The sequence below is a fragment of the Rhodococcus sp. IEGM 1370 genome, from assembly GCF_033142325.1.
GTDB lineage: Bacteria > Actinomycetota > Actinomycetes > Mycobacteriales > Mycobacteriaceae > Rhodococcoides.
This window is the reverse complement of the sequence record NZ_JAWLRY010000003.1, coordinates 345,901-368,044: the sequence shown is the minus strand read 5'-3', so window position 1 is coordinate 368,044 and position 22,144 is coordinate 345,901. Positions and strand designations below refer to the sequence as shown.

Below are 22,144 nucleotides of genomic sequence, written 5' to 3'. Positions count from 1 at the left end.
GCACCGGCATCATGAACCTGCCGGACACCGACACGTCAGGTCGTACACAGACCGACACGTGAGGTCGTCCACCGATAGCTGGTCCTCGGCCGTCCATTCAGCGAGAGCTTCTGCGACGCCGTTCCGCCAAACGGCTATTTGCGCTCGCTTTCCCTCAAGGTTGACGGCTTCGTTTTCTCGGGCGATGCGAGACAGCTCGAGCGCGTGCTGCTGCTCTGCGAGCTCTTTGGCGTTCTCTTTCTCCACGACTAGACGTTGCCGCTCGGTGCGCCAGTTGATCAGTGGCGCAAGCAACGACGCCGCGCTACCCGCCACAGCACCGACAGCGGTGCCGACGACACCTGCCCATACCGGGTCGACCGCCACTATGCGAGGAGGTCGCGCAACTCGCGCAACTCTTCGAGTGCTCCACGAGCGTCGCCGTCCGACTCGATGACGCTCTCAAGAACGGCTACAACGTGGTCACGGGCGATACCCGACATGTCCGGCGCAGTCCTGATCGGGCTTGAGTCCAGCTCGAGCTCTAAGCCGTAAACCGCGTCCTCGTCTGTCTGCGGATACACCACCTGATTGACGGCTTGTTCGGATCCGATGCGAGCACCCCGCGCGAGATCTACGAAGTTGTATAGGTCGCCGAAGGTCATCTGGTCGAGCGCAACGCTGATTTTCATCGCCATGGCAGGAAGTCTATGTCTCCGGACCGACAGTTCCGTGTGGCGTCATCGCGTCCGATTCCTTCCCAATTTCGTACGACGCGTCGCACGGTTCGTAGCGTCGCCGATGATGGTGACCACCTCGTTCTTGCTCATTCCGGTGTGGACGGTGCCGATCAGCGCACGGCGCGCCAAAGATGGGACCCGAGATTGGCTATTTACGAACGAGGAGCCTCACGCTTGACCAGATGCGTCGCTCCGAGTGTTGCGGCGACGATCGACGGGACGATAACGAGCACGTTGAAGTGCTGGTCGGTGACCAGCCAGTACGCGATCACACCGAAGACCAGACCAACCAGCAGCAGAGCAAGGCTCGCGATATCAAGACGACGGCGCGGCTTGCGATGAATCGTCGCCACGGTCCGCCCTCCTATGACTGTCTACGCTCAGGACTGTCCAACTGGTTCGAGTGGAACCATTCTTGGTGACCGCGTCCTCTCGGATGCGGAGCTGGAAGACGTCGTCCTTGCTTATTGGCAAACCCCGTGTTACTCGGCTCAGGAATTCTCTGTCTTCGACAGTCGCCGAGCGTGTGCGGCCCTGTGCCGTCACCCTCCATCTTGTGGAGTCGTCGAAGTCGATCGCTGACATGCGAGCTTCGGCCTCGAAGATAGTCTCCTCCTCTACAATATCGTCTTCCGGACGAACCGCATCGTAATCGGCACGTCGGAGCCTGATAGGCACTGGAATCTCATCTTCGCCAAGCTCTTCGGATGCCGGCGGAGTCAAGTCGAGCGCGGTCACTCGGGGGTCAGCGAGGGGTGCCATGATCTGCCGCAGATGCCTCTTGCGGCGGCGCTTTCGCTTCTGTAGCTCTTGCCACGCTGCAACGGGAACTTCTTCCGCAGTGTCGTCTTGCCAGACTATCTTTACGTTGCCGTTGTCGAGGTAGTCGAAGTCCTTGACATCCGCGCGGGCCGACCTCGTAGCCCACCATATGACGCTCGCTAGCGGAGGAGCTCCAACCGTCCCCCCGACCGCCGCCGCCGTCTCCCAATTCTCGATCGCGTACCGCACAACTTCAATGACGAACGATCCCTCTTGGGCAGGGCGTACCAGAACCTCGGAGCCAGCAGGTCCATCTGAGTGAAAGACACCCGCCTTGTCGAAGTCGGTGGTCAGCCCAACAAGGCCTTGGAGGACTTCGGCGACGTGTGCTGCGCGGAGCTCGTGTAAAGCGACCCCGTTCTCGTCTTCGCCGGTAAACCGGAGAGTCAAGGAGTCTACGACCTGTCCGTTAGATTCGTCCGGCATGCGCAGACCGTACCTGCTGGAACGGTTCACGGTTGCGGTAACCCCAAGTGGCCACTCTGTCTTTCTCTGCCGCTGGGTTCGGGGTGCGGCGTATAGCCGATTCGAGGAACGTTCGTGAGCGGTGTCGGATACCCTCCTGGCCCATGGAGCCGGAACCAATCTCGATCACAGTCACCTACGTCGACGGGCGAACCGAAGTAATCCACGACGTGTTTTACTTCGACATCCTCAGCGGGCGTCTGGTCATTCGCGACCTCAACAAGAAGACCGTCGCAGAGCGGTACGAGGTGCACTCCGCGCACGGTCGAGCGCTCGGAGTGAATGACGATGACAATCCGACGGACAACCCGAGGCACCTCGGGCACTAGGGCGCACCCTGCCAGTCCCAGGTCAAACCAACACTTGACTAGCCTGTCTGATGTGATCACCAACGAAGAACGCGAGAGCAAAAGAGCCGAGATCCTTGAGCACCTAGACGTGCTGGAAAAGGTGATCCGAGAACTGCCGCCGGAGGCTCGGGGAGCAAAGAAAATCTCCGGGATTTGGAGCGGTTGAGGAAGAGGATCACCCCGAAATCTATGTAGGTTTCACTCCCAATCTCCGGGTGGTTGCTCGCGTTATGCGCCCGATCGGATCGCGGTCGAACTGCGAGATCTTGACGCGGTTCGTACTCTGGTGTCATGGCAACGGAACGTCGAATCATTGAAGTCTCGGACGAGGCTCACGCGTCAGACGACGCAACGGTTGTGTTCGCAGACCGCGACGAAGCGCTCCGCGTTGCGTTCGATGCCTCCCAGCGCTGGTCTGATTTGCTCGACCGACTCGCCAAGTGACGACGTATCTCGACTTCGACACCGTCCTCGCAATCAATCTGGAGAACGGCGGGCCCGGTGCCGGAGTTCGTGAGCGTGAGGGCGTCGAGGCTGCCATTGGTCGGCCTTATTCCAGCGGGTTCGGGGAAGACCTTTTCCCAACTCTCTGGGACAAAGCCGCGGTCTACCTGCATGGACTCTGCAGCACCCAATACTTTCACGACGGCAACAAGCGCACCGCGTGGCTGGTCGCCATCACGTTCTTGGCACTGAACGGCATCGACATTCCGAAGGTGCCCGACGTCGAAGCCGAAGCCTTCGTGCTCTGTGTGGCCAAAGAATTATTCACCAACGAGGACGAGCCGGACCGAACCGTAGAAATGGCGGCCGAATGGTTCCGAGTGAAGTACGAGAACCGTCGTCCTGGTCCCGCCAGCGATCGCCGGTTCGAGTATGTATTTCTCGCGGCTGGAGCCCACATGGAAGACGGAATCTTCGATGTTGCAGGTGGCGGGTTGATAGCCGGATCATGCTCCGAGTTCCCCTCGCAAACTGAACTCGTCCTAGTCGGACGGGTCCACTGGGACGAAGAGGACGCGGCACAACCCCACGTCCTCACAGCTCGCATGATTGTTTCCGACGGCGAACTTGAGGGGCTGATCGTCGCGTCAGCTAGCTTCACGACGAGCGCTTTTGTGCAGAGTGGGCATCTGCACCACAACGGTGGCTTGATGCCACTGCTGTTTCACCTCGACCTTCAACCTACATTTCTGCAGCCCGTGAATACAGTGGTGGAACTGACTTGCGACGGCGATCTCGTTGCGTCTGTACCGTTTACGGCCCACGCTGGTCCGGCAGTTCCTGACTCTGTCGTCTTCTAACGCCGATTCACAGTAGAAGCGTAGGGTACGACGACTTCATGGCCGTCCGGATCGTCGCGATATCGGCGTCGCTGAGCGCGGTCGCGTAGGTCACCATGTCCACGATGTCGAGCTGCGACCAGAAGTTCGGGGAGCCGTTCGCGCCGATACGCAGGTTCGTTCCCCAGGTTCCACCCGCCGTCGCGGTTGCCTTCACCGCGTCGATGGTCAGGGACGCTGCCGCAGCGGTCGCGACGGCCGCGACGAACCGCCACTGATTGTCGAGCTTCGTCGCGTTGACCACACCGGTGCCGGGGTTGAGCATCGTGCCGCTGGTACCCGCGCGGTTGATCGAGACGCCGGTACCAGACGCCATGATCGTGGTCGCGGAGTCGGTGGCACGGTTGCGGGCGATCATGATGACAGTGCCGACTTCACCGGCCGGCATCGCGTCGTTCTTGATGACGTCGTTCACGCCGTCGAACTCCAGGTACTTACGGGCGTCGGCGAGCGCACGCACCGTGGGGCCGTTGGTGCCCGCCAGCGGCTTGGTACCGATGTCGTCGGCCCATGAGGTGACGACGGCACCGACCGCGCCTGCGATGCCGTTGGGGGTGTACCGGTGGGTGAATCCGGCGACACCGAGACCGGTCTGGATCTTCTGCGGTGACGGCGTGGTGAACGTGACGGGAAGGCGGTCGATGATCATGCGTGGACCTCTCGGCTGTAGTCGGACGTACCGATCTCATTGGTGGAGCTGATACGCGCCCAGACCGGGAGGTTGGCCGCAATGGTGGTGACGTACTCGAGCACGATGGGCCCTGCGAGGGTCTGGCTCGTCCACGTCGCGCCGGAGTCGGTGGACAGTGCAGGGTGAATGCCGTCGCCCGCGCAGGTGGTGCCTCCCACTTCGCGATGACTTCGGTACCCGAGCGGGTCACCGTGGGCCGCTGCGGTGCGATCGGCTTCTCGGTCGTGGTGTTTAACCTCGCCCGGTACAGGCCTTCGACGGCGATCTGACGGGCGCGAACCGCCTGCCCCTGCGGTGACCAGTGCAGCTTCGATTGCCCGAACTCGATCAGGTTTGCGGGACCGGGTACGAACGACGTGCGCGCCAGACGGCGTGGAGTGTCGATGTGCGCAGCGTTGATGCCCGCGGTTCCGGTCGTGTTCTCAACGATCAAGTCCGGTGCCATCGAGCCGAGGATCACGGGCAGATCGGAGATCCCGAGATCGGTGCGCAGGGTGGCGATCAGGTCATCGAGCTTGGCCGCGTACTGCGATTGCGTCATCGCGGCCCGGTCGGACTCGCCCTGTGACCAGAGCACCGCAACGATGCGCGAGGTAGCACCAGCCGCCGTACGTGCGGCTTGCGCCTTGGCGATCATCTGCGAGTACAGATTCACCGGGTCGGCGGTGAGGGTGCGATCCCAGGTGCCGCCACCACTGACGTAGGTGTAGCCAGCAGCGGGCGGGGTGACCGACGTCGTGGTGAAGCCCGTCGAACCGAGCGCGGCCGGGACGACCAGCACGCGGCGGGTAGGATTGTTGCGTAGGTACTCACGGGCGAACTCGCTGCCGAGCCACTGCGTCTGCGCCCACGCGAGAGACTGCGCGGGCTCTTGGATGATCGACGTGCCGTCCCAGACGAGACTGCGCGGGTCGGGGTCGTTCACCACGGAGGTGAGCTGCGTGCGGGCCGTCGCATTCGACTGACCGGCGACAATGACGATGTCGATTGGGCTGGCCGTGCCGATACCGGGCATCCGCTTAGCCCATTCGTCGAGCACCCACTGCGGTACCCGACCATCGACGGCGAGCACGTCTTCGGCGATGTTCCCTGCGAGGTCAGCCGAGCCCTTGAGGTACTGCGTGTCGCCAGGGTAGGACGGCCACTTGTCGCGTGTCGAATCAAGCGCTACGAATCATGTTGTAGGGCAACAGTATCGAGACTCGATGCTTACATTGTTGGCCGGAATTCGAGGGCGCGAGCGGGCGTCGTCGAGCCTTGATGCCTCGATCCGATTGCCACGATGGTCGGTCGACGCCGCCGGCGCGCAAGGTAGACGTCGTGGTCGCGCTCGGCGAGTTCGGGGTCCGCGAGGTCGAAGCTGCCCGCGGTGTTGTCGAGCGCGTCCGGCTCGGCGTCGTCCGGCTCGGGACGGCCAATCGCGAGGATCTCGACGCCGAACAGTCGCAATACGATCACGACGCGGCACCCATCAGAGCGCGGATCGACCGCAGAGCGTCGTCGGCCTGCTCGCGCCGGATCTGCCGAGCTCGCCGGTCCTCGGCGTCCTGTAGCTCTCGTTCTTTCCTAGCGAGCTCGCGGCGTTCGGCCTCGGCGGCTTCTCGTTCCCGCTGTGCCCGCGTCTCGGGGGTCGAGTCTCGGTCCGCGAACTGCCAACCGGACCGAAAGTGAACGGCGGCTGTGAATTTCGGCAGTCGTGACCGTCTCATGGTCTCGAGCTGCCGTTTGAAATTTTCGGGCTTGAGTAGTTCGGCCGGCACCGACTGGCCGGGATAGTGGGCCTGCCAGCACGCGGCGCGGACGCACACGACGCACTCCCAACCGATGGGGCGGTGGCCCGACGCCGCCGACGAGTCGGCCCCGGTGTGGCGCACGTACGTTGTCCGCGGTTCGAGGTGGTGCCCGTTGTGGCACCGCGCCGGTACGTGCAGCGTCCTCACCGCGCTTCCTCCCACCGAGCGAGTGTCGTCGAATCCCACCCGCTCGCGGGCCGTCCGGCCGCTGTGGTCAAGTCGTGATCGGCGAGCCACTGGCAATACGCGTCGGACTGCAGCTCGCCCGCTGCCATCAGTCGGGCGCGCTTCTTCTCAATCCCGCTCGCGAGCGCTTCGGCGACGTGCTTCTTCTTCACCTTGCCGAGCCACCGACGCCAGTTGCTCGGACGCAGCTCGGGCGGCACGTCGTCAAACGTGAGGGCAGGGGGGCGACCCGCGTCCACCAAGTCGGAGGCGAGCATCGGTCGAGCCATCACGCGCCCCGTCCAGCTCGAGGACGCGCCACACGACCTTTGCCCCGTCGAGCTCCGCGTTCGTTATCTCGTCCCTGATTCTGAGATCCGTTACCGGTGTAGACGCCCCGGATTCCAGTTTGCCCACCGCTGGCTGCGCCGGAGTTTGAACAAGCGGCGAGGATTCGTGCGTCCATAACAGCGGCTAGTCGCGCTCGGGTCACTCTGAGCTGTCGAACCGCGGCGAGCGCGGGGTGAATTTTGACGGACCCACTCTGCGTCGTGAGGGTTCGGCCCTCCGACAGGACATGATCGAGTGCCGCAATGTCGTCGGAGGTTCTCTGCAGATCGTCGAGGATGGCCAGGTCGTCGGCCTCGAGGGTGACTCCCTTTTCGCCCGTCGCGGCGGCTTTGGCGATATAGAAGTCGGTGATCGACGTGGGTCGAGTCTTGTCATTCACGACCTAAGTCCTTTCCAGGTAGCGACCGACCCCGCGAGACGGTGCACGGTCGGACGAACGCGGGGGTGGTCGGTTCTCGACAGCGGCACCGCGTGCGAGTGCGCCGATCGCCTTCTCGACTCGCTCCACGTCGACCGTGCCGTCCTGCCTGACGAACTTCGTGTGATCGAGCGCGGCGAGCAGATCGGCGACGCTGTGCGGCTCGAGACCGGCCGTGTCGAGTTGGCGAGTGATTGCCGCGTCGACGATCTGCGCCCTGAGTTCGTCGAGCACCTCGGACGACTCGAGGCCGCTGTACTCGAGCTCGGCGATCCGGTGATCCCTCTCGGCAACCAACCATGCCGCGAGCTCTGCGTCGGTGGGCACGGCGATCAGCTCGGAGGGCCGGACAGGAACGAGTGCAGACCCGCGACTTCAAGCCAGAACGTGCTGTCGACCTCCGCGGTGTACGGCGCGTGCTCGTAGACCTTGGCGAGTGCGAGCTTGGCCATCTCGGCGTGCTGCTCCTTCGTGGCGGTCGCTACCGGGAACTTGGGGGTGAGCGTGGGCATCTGAGGCCCCTCTCTGCTGGGGATCGGTTGAACACCAATGGTCGTACGCCGTACGGTGATCTGTCCAATGTTCCTGCCGGTATCTCCGAAATATGTTGAGCGGCTGTGTAATACGCGTCGAATCGAACGTATTGTCGACTCGAACCATGCTGGACGGGAAGCTGGAGTCGGCATTCGAACGCGCGTTCAGCCCGAAAAGGCCCGCTCAGGGCGTTTGAGGGCGTCAAAAATGCGGTTCTTTTCGCACCGCAGCCGACGAAATGTGCAGTACCTGGCTGCCTTGCTCGCGCGCACCCGGGAGGGGCCTCCCACCCCTGGGGGTCTGCGCTTCCATGCATCTCGTGTTGGTTGCGTATTCAATTGTCGGTGCCCACGTCTACTGTCCCTGTCGTCCGGAAAGTCCGGTCTGACTCACCACCACAGAGAGGGGTTCACTTCCACATGGGAACGACCATTAACGCATCCGAGCTGCCAAAGCTCGTAGGCAGGAAGTTCGTCGGCTACGGCGAACTGAAACAGTCGGCTCAGATCGACACGAACATGATTTACGCAAAGTTCGGCGAGGGCTTCAGTGTTCGCGAGGCCACGTTCACTCCGACGCAGACGCTCGAGCTTCACGACTGACGTCACAGTGGAACGCAGAGCAACCCACCGTGCATCCTGTGCGGTGGGTTGCTGCTTTGGCCAGGCCATCCGTAGACGGTCGGTTGATGGTTGCCAGTCCCTCGCTGATGTCGTCCCCCGCGAGCAGGTAGACGATCACGCCGTCCTCGTCGAGCGTGGGTGTGATCGTCCACTGCTCGTCGCGACAGAACGCGATCAGGTCGGAAAATGCGTCGGTGACTGTGGGGAAGTCCTCGACGACCACGCTCTCGCGTCGCGTGCTGGCGTCGGTGGTCGAGACGAACAGTTGGACTGTGGCCGTGGCGTTCTCGGTGGTGGTCATACCTAATACCTAATACCTAAAAGGGTATCTAGTCAACCTCATACCCAAAAGGGGTAGCGTCCCTGTCGACACCTGCCGATACGAGGGAGATCCATGACCATCCACTACCTGTCCCGTGGGGAGATCGCCGACAAGCTCGGTGTCTCGCTCGACGCTGTGAAGCAGTATCAGCGCAAGAACTACCTACCCGAACCCGATGCCACAGTGGGCCGTAATCAGGGCTGGCTCGAGTCCACGATCGACGAGTGGCACGCCAAACGTCCCGGCGCTGGGGCGCGAACGGACTTGACGCGCGACGCGTGAAACCCGTTGTGGGCCGACACGGCCCGCTGTGGCTCGCCTTCTGAGCGACCCCTGACCTGGCGACCCCTACTGTGTCGAAGTCGAGCAGGTTTTGCGTCGTTCGACGGCGACGCGTGAATCGATTCCTCGCTCCACGCGCCGCGTCGGGTGCCCTTACTCGTCGACCTTTATGTATCGCCGCTGTCCGCGTGCGGTGGGATCGGCGATCTCGGTCCGATGCTTGAGCGCGTCCTTGGCTCGCTGCACCCGTTGTCTCTCCCGCTCGGCGTCGAGCCGGTCTCGCTCGGCCCTGTCAGCCGCGTGCTGCGCTCGGCGCGCCTCGGGATCTCGAGCGAGCCGGGTCAGCTCCTTCCCGTGCACCGACGCGATGTCGGCGACCTGACTCGAGTTCTCGCGCCCCGCTTTGGCTTCGCGTTGCTGGCCCTGGTATTCCTGCTGTGCGCTCTCGGGTGGGTCCGTGAGATAGCGGGCCATGCCTTTGGTCGCGGTCTTTGCGCTCATGCGTGTGCTCCTGTCTCGATCGTCTTGTCCGCGAACCACTGCAGCGCAGCCTCGGGCGTATCGACGTGGGCGATCTCGACCCCGACCTGTCCGACGAACTGGCTGCGCCACACCTCCCGCTCGATCATCTGAGCGTCGGTCCGGATCAACCGCTCGGGGTACGTGGGATCAAAACCGTTGTTCTCTACCAGCGCGAGCCACTGTCGTACGCACTGCACTTCGCGCCAGCGTTCCACCAGTGTCGGCCATATCGTGAACGCGTCGAGCACGTCGGGTCGTCCGTCGGCGATCACCGCGGCCGCGTTGTCGACCTCACCGGTCGCATCGACCAGCGTCCGGTATGTGCGTACCGACTCATCGAGGATCGACGTCGACTCCTCGCCGAGAACCTGCTCGACGTCACTCCATGCCGCGAGCACAGTTTCGCGATTTGCGTTCGCATGGTGAGCTCGCATCCGCTCCTCGAACTGTCCGTGACGCGCGATCGGGTGTGTCGTCGGAATCGCCGTCCTGTCGAACTCCTGCGCCGCCACCATGATCGAGGGGACTGCCTTCTTTGCCTCGGCCGCTTCCCATGCCGCGGCGAGTAATTCGCCGTCGCGCTGTCCGGCCGCGAGATTTAACAGCTCCTCGCGCTCCTCGTCGAGCCGGTGTTCGACCTTGCGTGCCGCTGCCGCGTTGCGCTTGATGCCCTTGAGCGGACCTTCGTTGAGCCGCTGTCCGAGCTCGTGGTCGAGAGTCGGCGACACCCCGACCCCGCTGGCTCGTTCCCGGTCGTCCTCGGCCGCTCGCCGCTCCGACTCGGCTCTCGCGTGCGCCTGCCGGTCTCGCTCGCTCACCGCGTTGGTGTTGCCGACGATCTCCGAAGCCTCGCCGGGTCCGAACCCGCCGGGGTTGGTTTCCCAGGTCGAGCTGTCGATGCCGCTGTTGTGTGTGCTCACTTGCTTGCTCCTTCGGTTGTGCTCCCGGCGTCGGTCGATGCGGGGTTGTCTGGGGTTTGGTGTTCGAGAGCGAGCCGCGCAAGCTCAAGCCTGTCGCGGTATTCCGTCTGCTGCAGCTCGGCGAGTTTCGCGGCCAACTGTCCGACGGCGAGCAGTTGGTCGACGCTCAGATCGAGCGGCACGGTCTCGCCGTTCGGGTCGACCTCGAGGCCGACGACGCTGTCGACAACGCTGTCGACAACGCGCCGGACGATCGAAATGGGATCTCCGCTCGGTCGCTTGTCGATGCCGTCGTCCTTGGCTCTGCGGGCCGCTCATCGGGCTTCGGTTCGAGCTCGTGATTGGGACATGGTTGTGGGCTTTCGTTTGCGTTGGGTGGTCTTTTCGGGCGTAATTTCGGGGGTTTTGCTTCGCTGGGCTAACTCGCGCAGGGCTTTGACCTGCGGAGAGTTAGCCGAGTTAGTTTGGGGGATACCTTTTCCCTATACGCGTACCTGAGAAAAGTTGGTCTGGAAACTAACTTGACTAACTATTCCCAGGTCAGAGGGTGTTGGGGAGTTAGTTCTCTACGGGGCGACCGCGAGCTCGTATCCGTGGACATAGATCTTGTTGCCGGCCCCCTTTCTGACGTCCAATCCTCTCTCCAACAGCGCATTTGAGAACTTCGCCTTGGTCAGATCCGGATTCTGGTTCCGCGCGGCCCACTTCTGCCAGTGGAGGTACACGACGGCGAACACGACCTTTCCGCGTTCCACTTTCTCGAGCGTCTGCTCGACGAACTGGGTGACCGCGTCCTCGTTTCGGTGATAGCGCTTGGTCGCCGCCGAAACGGCGTCGGGAGCATCGAGACCGCCTCGCTCCCGGTAGTCGGCCAACCCGCGCAGTGCCCAGGCCAGTACCGCGTCTGCGTCGAGCTCGAGCATTTCGGGCAAGTCTTTCTGTCGCTCGCTCTCGGGTATGACCACCTCGAACGGAACCACCCTCAGTCGTTCCCAGATGGCAGGGTCATCGCCTTTGACCTTCGGTAGGTGGTTAGTGATCATCGCGGCGGTGTGGCTCGGACTGAATGTGACTTCGTGCCCGTACAGCCGTCGAGCCGTGATCGGGTCGCCGCCGACCAAGCGCTTCGTCGTTGCGACCGACAGTGTCGCTTCTTCGCCGGTCTCGGACACCGCGACCCACCGTTTACCCATCAGGGCCATCTCGGGGGCGCTGTGTGTTCCGTCGGCGCGGTTGAACAGGTCCGGTGACGGCGTGCCCGCATAGTCGCCGAGTGCGAATCCAACGGTTGTGTAGAACACCCCTTTTCCGTTGCGCCCCTTGCCTATCAGGATGACCAGAATGTGCTCGACTACCCGACCGAGAAGAGCGAGGCCGACGTACCGCGCCAGGAAGTCGCGCACGTCCCGATCCGGCAGTGATGAGCGAAGGAAGCGATCCCAACGCTCCGAGGCGGCATTCGGATCGAACGCGGCTCGGGTGACCTTGGTGATGCGGTCGGCCGGGGAGTGCGGCCGAAGCTCGAGAGTGAGGAGATCGAGCGTGCCGTTGGCGACGTTGAGAGCGTTCGGATCAGCGTCGAGCTGGTCGACCGGCGTGTGAAACTGTTCGAGAGCTGCTGCAAGCGAGAGAATCCCGTTGATCGCGGAGGCCTTCTCGCAGGCGACGATCTCGCGCAAAAGATCCTTGTCGACTGAAGTTGCCGAGCGGCCTGTCCTGAGAAGCTCTAGAACGAGACGTTTCGCTCGTGCTGAGTCGACGTCCTCGACCCACCGCGCGCCGTCGTACCAGTGCCAACCGATCCCGCTGACGTAGAGCAGATCGTTGGGATGCTTCTCGGCGAGCATGTATGCCCATCTCGCCTGTCCTTCGTGCTGGCGCGACAAGCGAGCCGGCCGAGCCTTGGTTGCCATCAGAAGAAGTCCTCGTTCAGTAGTTCGACGCGAAACGTCTCGATCAGGTCGGCGCGGAAGTCGTCGCCGTCGCGCCAGAACAGAAACTCGTGCTTGATCGTCGACGTGTCGACAACACCGTCCCGAAATTTCAGGATCAGAGCGTCGGGGATCGTGTCGATGAGTCGATAGCAAGTGCGCAGGTCATGGCAGTAGCGGTCCTCGACCCACCACCGTGGATCGTCGATGGGATACGAAGCCCCAGACCGAACCACGGCGGGCTTCTCGGCTGATGCGAGCCGGAGGTACCTGCGGTCCCTGGCGGGACGGGGCAACGCGGCTGCCTGCTTCTCGGCCTGCTCGATGCACCATTCCCGGTACCGGGTGAGCTCGGCCTCGCGGGTACTCACGAGGTACCAGTCGACAGTTTCGTGACCGTAGCCGCGAGATCCACGATCTCGACGCTGCCCCTGCGCATTACCTGGCCCGCAAGATCCTCATAGCCACAGCCGCCGTTGCGTGTGCAGCGCCAACCCTCACCGCGGAGGACGACGCCGAAGTCTCCACCGCTGCGAATGCTGGGGTGAACGAGAAGCTCGGTTGTCGGCGTGATCTCGTACCGGTCGCTGGACCACGTTGTTCTCATCGTCCACTGCAAACCTGCGAAGAACCGATCGACGGCCTCGAGATCTGCTCGGCGGCGATTGCGGGTGACCGATTCGGCGGCGAACTCCGCGGCTGCGCCGCGTGAAAGCCACGAAAAACGCGTGCGCTCAACAGTATCGGTGTCCGACCGTTCCAGATCGTTGATGCGCTCGATCAGCGTTTCGATCGAAGTTGTAGCGGTATTGGACTGTGCGGTGGTAACATTCGAGACGTTCGGTAGCTTGCTTTGGTGGTGAGCGATCTCTCCTGTTAGAAGGTCCCGCGTTCCTCCCGGTGCGCGGGACTTCTTATGTCCAGCACGGGTCTTCGTTTCCATGGCGCATCCTTTTTGCTCGGCATGTGTGTTGTGACTGCATGTCTGAAGTTGCGCCTCTCGCTGGTGGTGGTGGGTTTACTTCTGGCCGCTCGGGTGGTGTGGCCTTCGTCCGCTCGTCAGTCAGCGCGCGACGTTCGTCGGGCGGATACGGAATGCTTCGCGGATAAGCCTTGCGGCGTCGTCGGGAATCGGGGGAGCGGTAGCGGCGACTCGGCGTGCGGCCTCGCGTATCCGCTGCCGCTCGTCGTCGGTCATGCCCCGACTTTGCGTGATTCGAGCCAGGTGTCGAGGTCGACGGGGGCGAAATGAAGGCTGTTTCCGATCTTGTAAGCCGTCAACTCTCCTCGGCGCACGGCGGCAGCCAGTGCCCCGGCACTGACTGATACGCCGCGTGTGAGCCGCAGGTATTCAGCGGCGACGGTCGCGCTAGGCGCGCTTGCAGTCTCATAGAACACCTTGATGTGCTGCTCTTCGGGAACGTTGTCTTCCTTGCTGAATCGACGGAAGTACTCCGTGGACAGCATCTCGTTGGTGGTTTCTGCGATTGTCGGCTTCTTGGTCATGTCGACTCGTCTCGGTGCGGGACAGCGTTTCTGTTTTTTCGCTGCGATTGATTCGCCCAAGGTACTTCGAGGATCGCGGATCCGCAACTAGTCGGTTCGCGAAAACTGTTGTGCGAGAACGCATCGAGACGCAAGGCTTACACGCTCAGTGCCACTCGATCCGAACGAGATCCTCGTTGAAGTAGCCGCCGTCCGGTCCGCGGGTATTGCCCGGCAGAAGCGTGACTGTGGCCATGGCGTCGACGATCCGCGCGCGGACGTCGAGGTCGAGCTCGTTTGCCCAACGCTCGGCGATGTTCTCGGACAGGACGATGTCAGCGAGGTCGCCGCTTGCGCGGACCCTCGACAGTTCGCTGTCGATAGCGTCTCGCTCCGTGGTGAGTCGAGCGGTAATGGTGCGCAATTGGTCCGATGTCACTGCGCCGGAGGCGAACATGTCGGCGACCTCGGTCAGTCGACCACCGAGAACGTCGCGCTTGAGTCGAAGCTCGTCGATGTCCACCCCGTCGGGCACGAAGAGTTTGACGGCCTCCGGTTGCTGTAGCCGCTCGACAACGGCGGTTTCGACGAACAGGTCCGTAGCTTCAGCCCCGCGGCTCGAGTGCTCGCCCTGGCCGGGATGCGCTGTCGCCCAACGGCACCGGTACACGGTTCGCCGCTGGCCCTTATCCGTTCGTCCTGTGCCGGAGGATCGCATCGTTGATCCGCAGATGCACCGATAGACGCCGCTGCCGAGCCATTGCCGCTGGCGCTTGAGGGTCGTCCGACGAGAGGAATCGTTGAGAACGGAACGAACGGCGCGTAGCTCGTCCTCAGACACCAGCGGAGGCCATTGCGCCTTGCCGTCGAGCAACACGCCGTGTCGCTCTATCCGTCCCGCGTTGCGCCAGCGAATCAGGAGACCGCGTAGGCCTGTCACGGTGAAGGGCTTGCCAAGCGAGGTGTTGACTGATGCTTCCGACCATTCACGAACTATCGAGCGCAGCGACACCCCGGCTAGCACGCGTCGGGTTGCGTCGCGGATCAGCTCGGCTTCGGACTCGCGGATCACCATTCCACCCGGCTCGTACCCGAACGGCCGGGGGCCTCCGCGGTACTTGCCGGTCGCCGCTGCGTCGAGCTTCTGCCGACGAATACGACCGCGGGTTTGGTCGACTTCGTGACGGGCCGTCGCGCCGAGAACGCGTGCGACCATCTGGCCGGAGGGGGTCGACAGATCGAGAATTCCTGCGCGTACGGTTTGAATCGCGACGCCGTGCTTCTCGATTATTTCGATGAAGGATTCGAGCTCGATCGGTTGCCGGTGCAGTCGGTCGGTATGCCAGGCAATGATTGCGTTGGCTTCGCCGTTCTGGACGGCCGCTAGAGTTGCGAGGTAGCCAGGTCGACGCTTTCCTGACGCCGCTGAAATGTCGTTATCGGTCTCGACGCGGACGACCGTCCAGCCCAACCGCTTGGCTAGTTCGCGGCAGTCTGCTTCTTGCCTGTCCACGCCCAGGCCGGAGCCTTCGCGATCGCGAGAGATGCGACAGTAGACTATCGCTTGACGTGCTGTTGCATCACTCATATCGTTCATAGCTCAGGAGTGTCCCATTACAAGCTTCGCCGACACGACGTTCACCGATCCGTCCAGGATCAGGAACTTCTGCATCATCGCCCACATCGACCACGGCAAGTCGACGCTGGCCGACCGGATGTTGCAGCTCACGGGCGTCGTCGACGACCGGTCGATGCGCGCTCAGTACCTGGACCGGATGGATATCGAGCGCGAGCGCGGCATCACCATCAAGGCGCAGAACGTCCGGCTCCCGTGGGTCGTCGACGGCGAGGAATTCGTGCTGCACCTCATCGACACGCCCGGCCACGTCGACTTCACCTACGAGGTATCGCGCGCCCTCGAGGCTTGCGAAGGTGCAGTGCTGCTCGTCGACGCCGCGCAGGGCATCGAGGCGCAGACGCTCGCGAACCTGTACCTCGCTCTCGACAAAGAGCTCACCATCATCCCGGTGCTGAACAAGATCGACCTGCCCGCCGCCGACCCGGACCGCTACGCCGCCGAGATCGCCCACATCATCGGGTGCGAGGCCGACGACGTGCTCCGCGTGTCCGGTAAGACGGGTGTGGGCGTCGAGGAACTTCTCAACGAGGTCGTCAAGCTGGTTCCGGCCCCGGTCGGCAACCCGGACGGGCCTGCCCGCGCGATGATCTTCGACTCGGTCTACGACACCTACCGCGGCGTCGTCACCTACGTTCGCGTCGTCGACGGTGCGCTGAATCCGCGCGAGAAGGTCACGATGATGTCGACCGGCTCGACGCACGAGCTGCTCGAGGTCGGGATCGTCTCACCCGATCCGAAGGCGACCAAGGGCCTGGGCGTCGGCGAAGTGGGTTACCTCATCACCGGTGTGAAGGACGTCCGTCAGTCGAAGGTCGGCGATACCGTCACCACCTTCCGCAAGGGTGCGACCGAGCCGCTCACCGGCTACCGCGAGCCCCGTCCGATGGTGTACTCGGGCCTCTATCCGCTCGACGGTTCGGATTACCCCGACCTGCGTGACGCCCTCGAGAAGCTGCAGCTCAACGACGCGGCACTGACGTACGAGCCGGAGACGTCGGTGGCTCTCGGCTTCGGTTTCCGCTGTGGCTTCCTCGGTCTGCTGCACATGGAGATCACCCGCGAGCGGCTCGAGCGAGAGTTCAACCTGGACCTGATCTCGACGTCGCCGAACGTGGTCTACCGCGTCGAGATGGAAGACGGTGCCGAGCACATCGTCACCAATCCGTCGTACTGGCCCGAGGGCAAAGCGCGCGAAGTGTTCGAGCCGATGGTCAAGTGCACCATCATCTCGCCGAGCGAGTTCATCGGTTCCATCATGGAACTGTGCCAGGGACGACGCGGAGAACTCGGGGGCATGGACTATCTGTCCGAGACCCGCGTCGAGCTGCGGTACACCATTCCCATGGCCGAGATCATCTTCGACTTCTTCGACATCCTGAAGTCCCGAACACGCGGATACGCCAGCCTCGATTACGAGGAGATCGGCGAGCAGGCCGGTGCGCTGGTCAAGGTCGACATCCTGCTGCAGGGCGAGGCCGTGGACGCGTTCTCGGCGATCGTGCACAAGGACAACGCCGCGGCCTACGGCAACAAGATGACGACCAAGCTCAAGGAACTGATTCCGCGCCAGCAGTTCGAGGTGCCGATCCAGGCCGCCATCGGATCTCGCATCATCGCCCGCGAGAACATCCGCGCGATCCGCAAGGACGTGCTGGCCAAGTGCTACGGCGGCGACATCAGCCGTAAGCGCAAGCTGCTCGAGAAGCAGAAAGAGGGCAAGAAGCGGATGAAGACGATCGGCCGCGTCGAGGTGCCGCAGGAAGCCTTCGTTGCCGCACTGTCCTCGGAATCCTCGTCGGACAAGCCCAAGAAGTAACCTCACACCTTTTCTGTCGACTGCACGCCCCCTCTCGCATCGGAGCCGGGGCGCGCAGTTGTCAGTGAGGGCGCGCGGTCCCCACCACCTCCAGTCGCACATGGCGGGCGAGTACATTTCGAACCTGTGACGACGCCGATTCTGAAGCAGCTGCGTGTTCCCGTTGTCGGTGCGCCGATGGCAGGTGGCCCGAGTACTCCCGAACTCGCCCGTGCGGTGTCGGAGGCAGGTGGGCTGGGCATGATCGCCGGTGCACTGTTGACGCCCGAAGCTTTTGCGGCGCAGATCGATTCGGTGCGCGGTCTGCTGTTCGGTGTCAATCTCTTTCTGCCGGAGGAGCCATCGGGTGCGGATGTGGAGTCCTATGCCGAGCACCTGACGTCCTGGTTCGAGCGTTTCGACGCGGAGCCGGGAGAGTTGGTGCGCCGGGACGACTTCTACGCCGAGAAGTTCGCCTGGCTGCTGGCACACCCGGTACCGCTGGTGTCGAGTACGTTCGCGACGTTCGACGCGGACGAGGTCGCCCAGTTGCACGCTGTGGGGACCGAGGTGTGGGCCACCGTCGCCACCGCGTCGGACGCATCGGTGGCCACCGCGAACGGGGTGGACGCGCTCGTGGTGCAGGGACCCGAAGCGGGCGGGCACCGAGGCACGTTCGACGGGTCGGCCCCGGACGAGCCACTGACCGAACTGCTGATCGCAGTGCGTGAGACATCCGACCTACCGCGAATCGCCGCGGGGGGACTGATGGACGGCAACGACATTGCGCCACTGCTCGATTCGGGTCTTGCGCATGCGGCTCAGCTCGGTACGGCGTTGTTGAACACACCCGAGGCCGGCACCAAACCCGTACATCGCGAGCAACTGACGCTCGCTCCCGACACCGCGGTGACCAAGGCGTTCTCCGGCCGCCCCGCGCGTGGGCTGGTGAACGAGTTCATGCGTGAGAACTCCGAAGCGGCACCGCTGGCGTATCCCGATCTGCACTATCTGACCGCGCCGATGCGGGCGAAGGCCGCGGCGGCAGGCGATCCGTCGGGCCTGTCGATGTGGGCGGGCACCGGTTTTCGCCGGGCACAGGCGAAGCCCGCGGCCGAGCTGATCGCCGAATGGGCGAGGCAACTCGGCCGCTGAGCCCTCCCTCTCAGGGGTTGGAGTGGGCGGGCTGGAAGTGCCCTGCCACCTGAGCCTCCTCGGCGCGGATGACGTGCACCACCGCGTTGATGAGTGCGAGGTGGGTGAACGCCTGCGGGAAGTTACCGAGGTGACGGCCGGTGCGGTGGTCGATCTCCTCGGCGTAGAGCTTGAGTGGGCTCGCGTACCCCAGCAGACGCTCGCAGAGGTGCTTGGCGCGAGGGAGCTCGCCGATCTCGACCAGCGCCGACACCAGCCAGAAGGAGCAGATCGTGAACGTCCCTTCCTCGCCGGCCAGACCGTCGTCGGTGGTGTCGGTTCGGTAGCGCAGGACCAGGCCGTCCTCGGTCAGCTCGTCGGCGATGGCGAGCACCGTCGCGCGGATGCGTTCGTCCTCGGCAGGCAGGAATCGAAGCAGCGGTGCGAGCAGCAGTGACGCATCCAGCGACGGGTCACCGTAGCGCTGAGTGAGGACACCCCGAGAATCGGTGCCGTTCTCGAGAATGTCCGCCTTGATCTCGTCGGCGATTTCGTTCCACTTGGCCGAATACTCCTTCTCGCCGTGGATGTCGGCGAGCTTGGCCCCGCGGTCGAGTGCGACCCAACACATGAGCTTCGAGGAGGTGAAGTGCTGCGGTTCACCGCGCACCTCCCAGATGCCGCGATCGGGCTTGCGCCAGTTGGCGATCGCCTCCTCCACCTGTCGCTTGAGCAGGGGCCACAGGAATTCGGGGACGTGCTCGCGCGACTTGACGTGCAGATACACCGAGTCGAGCATCGTGCCCCAGATGTCGTGCTGCTCTTGGTCGTAGGCTCCGTTGCCGATACGTACCGGACGTGCACCGTCGTATCCGGACAGGTGCGGCAGCTCGCTCTCGTCGAGAGTCTTCTCGCCGCCGATGCCGTACATGACCTGGAGCGGATTGACCTCGCCGTTCGCCGTTGTCGCCACATCGGACATGAACGCGAAGAAGTCGTTGGCCTCACGGTCGAGTCCGAGTGTGTAGAGGCCCCACAGTGCGAACGTCGAGTCACGCACCCACGTGTAGCGGTAGTCCCAATTCCGTTCTCCACCCGGCGTTTCCGGAAGCGAGGTGGTCGACGCCGCGAGCAGTGCGCCGGTGGGGGCGTAGGTCAGTCCCTTGAGCGTGAGGGCACTGCGCTGCAGGTAACCCCGCCACGGGTGATCGGGGAACCGGCCGATCGTGATCCACTGCCGCCAGCATTCGGACGTGCGCCACATCTTGTCCGCGGCCTCCTCGAACGTCTGCGGCGCAGGCAGATCCGACCACGACAGAGCGACGAACACGTTGTCGCCCTCCGTCATTCGAGTGCGGGCGCGGGCTTCACGTCCTTCGATGCCGATGCGGAGATTGGTGGTCAGCTTCAACGTGGGCTGATCGCCGCCCGCACTGGCTTCGCAGGTGGCGGTGGTCTCCTCGTACACCTTGCCGGTGTACTCCCACTTCGCCGGCGCGCGGTGGTAGTCGAAGGCAGGCTCGCAGCTCATCTCGAGTTCGACTGTGCCGCTGACGCACTTGATGGTGCGCAGCAGGATGTGTTCGGCGTCCCAGTCGCTCGGTGCGCGCTTGTGGGTGCGAGAGCGCTGATCGGTGTTGTGCCACGGTCCCATGACGAGCGCGTCGCGGACGATGAGCCAACCGGTCTCGGTCTGCCACGTCGTCTCGACGATCAGGCCACCGGGCAGGTACCGCCGTGCCGCGGGCACCGACTGACCGTACGGCCCGACCCGGAAATGGCCTGCACTGCGATCGAGAACCGCGCCGAAGATGCTGGGGGAGTCCGGCCGAGGCACGCACATCCACTCGACCGATCCGTTTCGAGCGATCAAGCAGGTCGTCTCGCAGTCCGAAAGGAACGCATAGTCGTCGATCGGCGGAAAGGCGCTCCGGTAGGACGTCAGGGTGGACACCGGTGCGTCGGTGCTGCCCAACGCTCCCTGGACCTCGACGCCGCCCAACCCTGGATGCCCCGACCCCATGGCGGGCTCGTCGGCCACCGGGGGCACTGGCGAAAGATCTTCGTATGCCGTCATGGCGTAATCATCGACCGATAGATGGCATGCGTCCACTGCTGGTCGTCGATCGGCGTGGCGTGAGAGCGGAACGAGCTGGTTTAAGCTGCGAGGGTGGAATCGATCGCACGCTGGTGGGACGGCGTCGAACTGTGGGTGACGGGTTTGCCGTTCGTGCCACAGTCGGTAGTCGTGCTGCTGGTCATCGTGCCTACCGCGTTCCTGCTGGCACGAGTGTTCGATCGTGTGCTCGCGGTGGTTCTGCACCTGCTCGGGCGTGATGCACGGGCGGCTCGCGATGCGGAGCCGACGGGTGCGGCCACCACTACGACGAAGGATGGACAGTAATGCCACGGTCTCGGGTCACGTTGGCGCTCATCGCGCTGCTGGTGCTGGTTGTCATCGCCTGGTTGCTCACTCGATAGCCGATTAGAGTCGGTCCGGAACCTCTGCTAGATTTCTGACCGTGTCTTCTGCCGCCGAGTACCGCGTCCGCCATCAGTTGGCGTTGATCGCTGTCGGCATGCTGGCAGTCGCCGATATCGACTGTTGTTGATTCTTTCCTTCGTCGAATCGGTTCCGTCGATCCGTTGCCCACGCGCGTACTTCTCGCGGTCGGGCGGTTCACGACGTACTTTCTGCCGCCCTCGGTGATCTCGCGATGACTCGCGGCCACGGTGGTGCACCGGTTCGACTTCGGGAATGTCGACCATGCCCAGTTCGTACTCATTGCACACTGTCACGAAAGGCCTTTTCTCGATGAGGCACAGCTCTCGCTACCTGCTGACCACGTTCGCAGCTGTGGGAACCCTTCTGCTCACCGCATGCAACGGCGGATCCAGTGACGTCGTCGGCGGCGAGCCGGACACCGCGAGCGGCCCCGCACTGACCCTCGTGGGCTACGCCGTCCCCAAGAACGGTTGGGACGCAATCGGTCCGGCATTCGCGGCAACCGAGGACGGCGAGGGAACAGCCATCAACGCGGACTACGGCGCATCGGGCAATCAGTCGCGCAAGGTTGCCGACGGCGCGCCTGCCGATATCGTCAACTTCTCGGTCGAACCCGACATCACCCGTCTGGTGCAGGCAGGCAAGGTCGACGAGGACTGGAATCAGAATGCCTACGGCGGAGTGCCGTTCGGCTCCGTGGTGACCATCGTCGTACGCGAGGGCAACCCCAAGAACATCCGTACGTGGGACGATCTGATCAAGCCCGACGTTCAGGTCATCAGCCCCAGCCCGCTCAGCTCGGGCTCGGCCAAGTGGAACCTGCTCGCTCCCTATGCGGCGAAGAGCAACGGCGGCCAGGACAAGCAAGCCGGTCTCGACTTCGTTCGCACCCTCGTCGCCGATCACTTCCCGGTTCAGCCCGAATCCGGCCGCGCCGCAACCGAAGCCTTCCTGCAGGGCCAGGGTGACGCGTTGCTCAGCTACGAGAACGAAGCACTCCTGATCGAGGAGCAGGGACAGAACGTGGAGCACGTCGACGTTCCCGTCACATTCCGCATCGACAATCCCGTGGCAGTGATCAACGACAGCGCCAATCTCGATCGCGCCAATGCGCTGAACGATTTCGTCTACACCGACGAGGGCCAGAAGATCTGGGCGGAGGCCGGTTTCCGACCGACGAACCCGGACATCGCCTCGGAGTATTCGGACAAGTTCTTCACCCCCGAGAAGCTGTACACCATCGATGATCTCGGTGGCTGGACGCAGGTCGACGCGGACCTGTTCGGCGACAACGGCGCAATTGCCACGATCTATCAGGAAAGTACTCGGTAGAG

32 protein-coding genes and 1 pseudogene are annotated in these 22,144 nt (G+C 63.4%); 11 read left to right on the top strand and 22 right to left on the bottom strand.

Annotated elements, in window-relative coordinates; translation table 11 throughout:
* Positions 1 to 9: 9 nt before the first annotated feature.
* The 4 genes from R4P47_RS08180 to R4P47_RS08165 all read right to left on the bottom strand — a co-directional run bounded on the left by R4P47_RS08180 (position 10) and on the right by R4P47_RS08165 (position 1,967).
* Positions 10 to 366, bottom strand: a complete 357-nt coding sequence (locus R4P47_RS08180; protein ID WP_317784482.1) for a hypothetical protein — start codon at positions 364 to 366, stop codon at positions 10 to 12.
* Positions 366 to 677 (bottom strand): hypothetical protein, encoded by a 312-nt coding sequence (locus tag R4P47_RS08175; RefSeq protein ID WP_317784481.1) that lies wholly within the window; start codon positions 675 to 677, stop codon positions 366 to 368. The genes R4P47_RS08180 and R4P47_RS08175 overlap by 1 nt, the downstream gene beginning before the upstream one ends.
* A 194-nt stretch (positions 678 to 871) precedes the next feature.
* Positions 872 to 1,072, bottom strand: coding sequence for a hypothetical protein (locus R4P47_RS08170; protein WP_317784480.1), 201 nt, complete (start codon positions 1,070 to 1,072; stop codon positions 872 to 874).
* Entirely contained in the window at positions 1,035 to 1,967 is a 933-nt protein-coding gene (locus tag R4P47_RS08165; RefSeq protein WP_317784479.1) for a hypothetical protein, read from the bottom strand. The genes R4P47_RS08170 and R4P47_RS08165 overlap by 38 nt, the downstream gene beginning before the upstream one ends.
* A 143-nt stretch (positions 1,968 to 2,110) precedes the next feature.
* On the opposite strand from R4P47_RS08165, the gene R4P47_RS08160 reads away from it, so the two are divergent.
* The 4 genes from R4P47_RS08160 (at position 2,111) to R4P47_RS08145 (ending at position 3,660) form a co-directional block, all read left to right on the top strand.
* The gene (locus R4P47_RS08160; protein ID WP_317784478.1) at positions 2,111 to 2,335 is read left to right on the top strand and encodes a hypothetical protein; all 225 of its coding nucleotides are present in this window, start codon (positions 2,111 to 2,113) and stop codon (positions 2,333 to 2,335) included.
* A gap of 52 nt (positions 2,336 to 2,387) precedes the next feature.
* A complete protein-coding gene (locus R4P47_RS08155; RefSeq protein ID WP_317784477.1) occupies positions 2,388 to 2,522 on the top strand; it encodes a hypothetical protein in 135 nt (44 codons plus the stop codon).
* Between the two features lie 125 nt (positions 2,523 to 2,647).
* On the top strand, positions 2,648 to 2,800 hold the full coding sequence (locus tag R4P47_RS08150) for a hypothetical protein (RefSeq protein ID WP_317784476.1): 153 nt from the start codon (positions 2,648 to 2,650) through the stop codon (positions 2,798 to 2,800).
* Positions 2,797 to 3,660: a type II toxin-antitoxin system death-on-curing family toxin gene (locus R4P47_RS08145; protein WP_317784475.1), complete on the top strand. Its 864-nt coding sequence runs from the start codon at positions 2,797 to 2,799 to the stop codon at positions 3,658 to 3,660. The genes R4P47_RS08150 and R4P47_RS08145 overlap by 4 nt, the downstream gene beginning before the upstream one ends.
* A 7-nt stretch (positions 3,661 to 3,667) precedes the next feature.
* Here the strand turns inward: R4P47_RS08145 and R4P47_RS08140 are convergent, their stop codons facing one another.
* The 9 genes and pseudogenes from R4P47_RS08140 to R4P47_RS08100 all read right to left on the bottom strand — a co-directional run bounded on the left by R4P47_RS08140 (position 3,668) and on the right by R4P47_RS08100 (position 8,575).
* Positions 3,668 to 4,348: a hypothetical protein gene (locus tag R4P47_RS08140; RefSeq protein ID WP_317784474.1), complete on the bottom strand. Its 681-nt coding sequence runs from the start codon at positions 4,346 to 4,348 to the stop codon at positions 3,668 to 3,670.
* Complete coding sequence (locus R4P47_RS08135; protein WP_317784473.1) at positions 4,345 to 4,548, bottom strand: hypothetical protein; 204 nt, start codon at positions 4,546 to 4,548, stop codon at positions 4,345 to 4,347. Before R4P47_RS08135 ends, R4P47_RS08140 begins: the two co-directional genes overlap by 4 nt.
* A 290-nt stretch (positions 4,549 to 4,838) precedes the next feature.
* A pseudogene (locus R4P47_RS25100) lies at positions 4,839 to 5,405 on the bottom strand (sialate O-acetylesterase); the annotation flags it as partial.
* Positions 5,406 to 5,599: 194 nt separating this feature from the next.
* Positions 5,600 to 5,848, bottom strand: coding sequence for a hypothetical protein (locus tag R4P47_RS08125; protein WP_317784471.1), 249 nt, complete (start codon positions 5,846 to 5,848; stop codon positions 5,600 to 5,602).
* Positions 5,845 to 6,330 (bottom strand): hypothetical protein, encoded by a 486-nt coding sequence (locus tag R4P47_RS08120; protein ID WP_317784470.1) that lies wholly within the window; start codon positions 6,328 to 6,330, stop codon positions 5,845 to 5,847. The genes R4P47_RS08125 and R4P47_RS08120 overlap by 4 nt, the downstream gene beginning before the upstream one ends.
* On the bottom strand, positions 6,327 to 6,569 hold the full coding sequence (locus tag R4P47_RS08115) for a hypothetical protein (protein ID WP_317784469.1): 243 nt from the start codon (positions 6,567 to 6,569) through the stop codon (positions 6,327 to 6,329). Before R4P47_RS08115 ends, R4P47_RS08120 begins: the two co-directional genes overlap by 4 nt.
* A 512-nt stretch (positions 6,570 to 7,081) precedes the next feature.
* Complete coding sequence (locus R4P47_RS08110; protein WP_317784468.1) at positions 7,082 to 7,444, bottom strand: hypothetical protein; 363 nt, start codon at positions 7,442 to 7,444, stop codon at positions 7,082 to 7,084.
* A gap of 5 nt (positions 7,445 to 7,449) precedes the next feature.
* Positions 7,450 to 7,629: a hypothetical protein gene (locus tag R4P47_RS08105; protein WP_317784467.1), complete on the bottom strand. Its 180-nt coding sequence runs from the start codon at positions 7,627 to 7,629 to the stop codon at positions 7,450 to 7,452.
* Between the two features lie 589 nt (positions 7,630 to 8,218).
* Positions 8,219 to 8,575 carry a hypothetical protein gene (locus R4P47_RS08100; RefSeq protein ID WP_317784466.1) on the bottom strand — a complete coding sequence of 119 codons (357 nt, stop codon included), beginning with the start codon at positions 8,573 to 8,575 and terminating at the stop codon, positions 8,219 to 8,221.
* 93 nt (positions 8,576 to 8,668) lie between these two features.
* Between R4P47_RS08100 and R4P47_RS08095 the strand changes: the two genes are divergently transcribed.
* Positions 8,669 to 8,878, top strand: coding sequence for a transcriptional regulator (locus R4P47_RS08095; protein ID WP_317784465.1), 210 nt, complete (start codon positions 8,669 to 8,671; stop codon positions 8,876 to 8,878).
* A gap of 153 nt (positions 8,879 to 9,031) precedes the next feature.
* Here the strand turns inward: R4P47_RS08095 and R4P47_RS08090 are convergent, their stop codons facing one another.
* Both R4P47_RS08090 and R4P47_RS08085 read right to left on the bottom strand, forming a co-directional pair.
* Positions 9,032 to 9,379, bottom strand: coding sequence for a hypothetical protein (locus R4P47_RS08090; RefSeq protein WP_317784464.1), 348 nt, complete (start codon positions 9,377 to 9,379; stop codon positions 9,032 to 9,034).
* Positions 9,376 to 10,320 carry a hypothetical protein gene (locus tag R4P47_RS08085; protein WP_317784463.1) on the bottom strand — a complete coding sequence of 315 codons (945 nt, stop codon included), beginning with the start codon at positions 10,318 to 10,320 and terminating at the stop codon, positions 9,376 to 9,378. The genes R4P47_RS08090 and R4P47_RS08085 overlap by 4 nt, the downstream gene beginning before the upstream one ends.
* 59 nt (positions 10,321 to 10,379) lie before the next feature.
* Here R4P47_RS08085 and R4P47_RS08080 point away from each other — a divergent pair, with 59 nt between their 5' ends.
* Positions 10,380 to 10,661 (top strand): hypothetical protein, encoded by a 282-nt coding sequence (locus R4P47_RS08080; RefSeq protein WP_317784462.1) that lies wholly within the window; start codon positions 10,380 to 10,382, stop codon positions 10,659 to 10,661.
* A 225-nt stretch (positions 10,662 to 10,886) separates the two neighbouring features.
* Here the strand turns inward: R4P47_RS08080 and R4P47_RS08075 are convergent, their stop codons facing one another.
* The 6 genes from R4P47_RS08075 to R4P47_RS08050 form a co-directional block, all read right to left on the bottom strand.
* Positions 10,887 to 12,233: a phage/plasmid primase, P4 family gene (locus tag R4P47_RS08075; RefSeq protein ID WP_317784461.1), complete on the bottom strand. Its 1,347-nt coding sequence runs from the start codon at positions 12,231 to 12,233 to the stop codon at positions 10,887 to 10,889.
* Complete coding sequence (locus R4P47_RS08070) at positions 12,233 to 12,622, bottom strand: hypothetical protein (protein WP_317784460.1); 390 nt, start codon at positions 12,620 to 12,622, stop codon at positions 12,233 to 12,235. The genes R4P47_RS08075 and R4P47_RS08070 overlap by 1 nt, the downstream gene beginning before the upstream one ends.
* The gene (locus R4P47_RS08065) at positions 12,619 to 13,194 is read right to left on the bottom strand and encodes a hypothetical protein (RefSeq protein WP_317784459.1); all 576 of its coding nucleotides are present in this window, start codon (positions 13,192 to 13,194) and stop codon (positions 12,619 to 12,621) included. Before R4P47_RS08065 ends, R4P47_RS08070 begins: the two co-directional genes overlap by 4 nt.
* 120 nt (positions 13,195 to 13,314) lie before the next feature.
* A complete protein-coding gene (locus R4P47_RS08060; protein ID WP_317784458.1) occupies positions 13,315 to 13,449 on the bottom strand; it encodes a hypothetical protein in 135 nt (44 codons plus the stop codon).
* A complete protein-coding gene (locus R4P47_RS08055) occupies positions 13,446 to 13,757 on the bottom strand; it encodes a helix-turn-helix domain-containing protein (RefSeq protein ID WP_317784457.1) in 312 nt (103 codons plus the stop codon). The genes R4P47_RS08060 and R4P47_RS08055 overlap by 4 nt, the downstream gene beginning before the upstream one ends.
* Positions 13,758 to 13,902: 145 nt before the next feature.
* Positions 13,903 to 15,324, bottom strand: coding sequence for a recombinase family protein (locus R4P47_RS08050; protein ID WP_317784497.1), 1,422 nt, complete (start codon positions 15,322 to 15,324; stop codon positions 13,903 to 13,905).
* Here R4P47_RS08050 and lepA point away from each other — a divergent pair.
* Both lepA and R4P47_RS08040 read left to right on the top strand, forming a co-directional pair.
* Positions 15,323 to 17,191 carry a translation elongation factor 4 gene (lepA, locus tag R4P47_RS08045; protein WP_317784496.1) on the top strand — a complete coding sequence of 623 codons (1,869 nt, stop codon included), beginning with the start codon at positions 15,323 to 15,325 and terminating at the stop codon, positions 17,189 to 17,191. The genes R4P47_RS08050 and lepA overlap by 2 nt on opposite strands.
* Positions 17,192 to 17,317: 126 nt before the next feature.
* Positions 17,318 to 18,325: a nitronate monooxygenase gene (locus R4P47_RS08040; protein ID WP_317784456.1), complete on the top strand. Its 1,008-nt coding sequence runs from the start codon at positions 17,318 to 17,320 to the stop codon at positions 18,323 to 18,325.
* A gap of 10 nt (positions 18,326 to 18,335) precedes the next feature.
* Here the strand turns inward: R4P47_RS08040 and R4P47_RS08035 are convergent, their stop codons facing one another.
* Positions 18,336 to 20,327 carry a glycoside hydrolase family 15 protein gene (locus R4P47_RS08035; protein ID WP_373454812.1) on the bottom strand — a complete coding sequence of 664 codons (1,992 nt, stop codon included), beginning with the start codon at positions 20,325 to 20,327 and terminating at the stop codon, positions 18,336 to 18,338.
* Between the two features lie 147 nt (positions 20,328 to 20,474).
* Here R4P47_RS08035 and R4P47_RS08030 point away from each other — a divergent pair, with 147 nt between their 5' ends.
* The 3 genes from R4P47_RS08030 to R4P47_RS08020 all read left to right on the top strand — a co-directional run bounded on the left by R4P47_RS08030 (position 20,475) and on the right by R4P47_RS08020 (position 22,142).
* Positions 20,475 to 20,708 (top strand): hypothetical protein, encoded by a 234-nt coding sequence (locus R4P47_RS08030; RefSeq protein WP_317548650.1) that lies wholly within the window; start codon positions 20,475 to 20,477, stop codon positions 20,706 to 20,708.
* Between the two features lie 118 nt (positions 20,709 to 20,826).
* Positions 20,827 to 20,916, top strand: coding sequence for an Ms4533A family Cys-rich leader peptide (locus tag R4P47_RS08025; protein ID WP_310180897.1), 90 nt, complete (start codon positions 20,827 to 20,829; stop codon positions 20,914 to 20,916).
* Between the two features lie 203 nt (positions 20,917 to 21,119).
* Positions 21,120 to 22,142 (top strand): sulfate ABC transporter substrate-binding protein, encoded by a 1,023-nt coding sequence (locus R4P47_RS08020; RefSeq protein ID WP_317784455.1) that lies wholly within the window; start codon positions 21,120 to 21,122, stop codon positions 22,140 to 22,142.
* Positions 22,143 to 22,144: the final 2 nt, after the last annotated feature.